The sequence below is a fragment of the Roseateles sp. genome, from assembly GCF_049240545.1.
Classification (GTDB): Bacteria; Pseudomonadota; Gammaproteobacteria; order Burkholderiales; family Burkholderiaceae_C; genus Paucibacter_A.
In genome coordinates, this window is sequence record NZ_JBMLSK010000279.1 from 1 (window position 1) to 1,783 (window position 1,783).

1 protein-coding gene is annotated in these 1,783 nt (G+C 63.6%); it reads left to right on the plus strand.

Going from position 1 to position 1,783, the window contains the following annotated elements:
• Positions 1-71: 71 nt before the first annotated feature.
• Positions 72-1,709: an IS1634 family transposase gene (locus tag ACOVRJ_RS17815; protein ID WP_422045176.1), complete on the plus strand. Its 1,638-nt coding sequence runs from the start codon at positions 72-74 to the stop codon at positions 1,707-1,709.
• The last annotated feature ends 74 nt before the right edge of the window (positions 1,710-1,783 follow it).

A 1,783-nucleotide genomic window follows, 5' to 3' on the forward strand; every position in this document is an offset into this window, starting at 1 on the left:
AATCTCTGTAGTGTCACGCCTAGCGTCCACAGGAGCTTCAAATAGATCCTGAGCTGTTGTAGCGTGGGCACATGTATACGCGCCTCACGCGTTCCGGCGGACGCACCTACCTGCAGATCGTCGAGTCCTTCCGACAAGAGGGCTCAGTGCGCCAGCGCGTCGTCGCCAACCTCGGCCGTTTGGATCAACTGCAGGACAAGGACCTTGATCCGCTGATCAATGGCTTGAACCGAGCGCTCGGTCGGTCAGCGGCGCCGGCGCCCAAGGTTGAGTACGACAGCGCTTTGGCCTACGGCGATCTGTTCGCCTTGCATCAGCTGTGGAGTGAGCTCGGTCTCGCCGAGGCTCTGAGGCGTGCGCTTCGCTCCTCGCGTCGGGCCTTCGATGCCGAGGCACTGGTGCGCACGATGGTGTTCAATCGGCTGTGTGCTCCGGATTCCAAACTCGGCTGTCTGGAGTGGCTCGACACCGTGGCGATGCCGGGCATCTCCGAGAAGCCCAGCCACGATCATCTGCTGCGCTGCATGGACGCGCTGGCCGAGCACTCCGAGGCCGTCGAGGATCGCGTGGCCGAGCTGCTGCGGCCGATGCTGGATCAGCAGCTGTCGGTGGTGTTCTACGACCTCACGACCGTACGCATCCACGGCGAGGGCGAGGTGCAGAATGATCTGCGCCGTTACGGTATGAACAAGGAAACCGGCGGCATCGCGCGGCAGTTCGTGCTGGGCGTGGTGCAGTCAGCCGAGGGCCTGCCGCTGATGCATGTGGTGCATCCGGGCAATGTCGCTGAGACCAAGACCCTGCAGTCGATGCTGGAAAAGGTGCTCAAGCGCTTCGATGTGCAGCGGGTGATTCTGGTGGCGGATCGCGGGCTGCTCAGTCTCGACAACGTGGCCGAGATCAAGCGCATCGCCGATGAGGCCGCCCGCCGGCTGGAGTTCATTCTGGCGGTTCCGGCGCGGCGCTACATCGAGCTCGACGGCACCCTGCAAGGTCTGAAGTTCAAGGACGGCTTGGCCGAAGGTCGGTTTGCCGAGCACCGCATGGTCGTGGCGCAGGATCCGGTGCGTGCGGCTGAGCAAGGTGTGCGTCGAAAGGAGCGGATCACCGAGCTCGAAGCCTTTGCGACGAAGCTGATAGCGAAGCTCGATGCCCAAGATGCCGGTCGAACCGAACGCGGCCGCCGCGCCAGTGATCGCGGCGCCTACAGTCGCTTCAACCAGGCCGTGCGCGAGGCCGAACTCTGTCGCTTCTTCAAGATCGACCTGAACGCCGATCGTTTCAGCTATGAACTGGATGACGAGGCGATCGCGCATGCCGAGCTGTTCGACGGCAAGCTCGTGCTGCTCACCAGCGTGGCCGACTTCTCCCCGCAGCAGATCGTCGAGCGCTACAAGGCGCTGGCCGACATAGAACGCGGTTTCCGCGTGCTGAAGAGCGACATCGAGATCGCGCCGGTCTACCACCGCCTGCCCGAGCGCATTCGCGCGCATGGGCTGATCTGCTTTCTGGCGCTGCTGCTGTATCGGGTGATGCGCCAACGCTTGAAAGCCAGCGGCAGCCCGCACAGCCCAAGCACAGCGCTGGAGCTGCTGCGCCGCATCCAGCAGCACCGCGCCACCATCGGCGAGCGCAGCTACTCGGGCCTGAGCAAGACCACGCCGGAGCAACTCAGCCTGTTCGAGGCCCTCGATCTGCGGGCGCCGTAGGGCTGTAGTGGCATTTTTGAAAGCCCGGGGCTTGGGAAATCAATCACTTGCGAGATTAGGTGCGGAACTTGGGG

Bases quoted from the DNA above. Each gene is read 5' to 3' on its own strand.
- ACOVRJ_RS17815 (WP_422045176.1), top strand. From the start codon at position 72: ATGTATACGCGCCTCACGCGTTCCGGCGGACGCACCTACCTGCAGATC.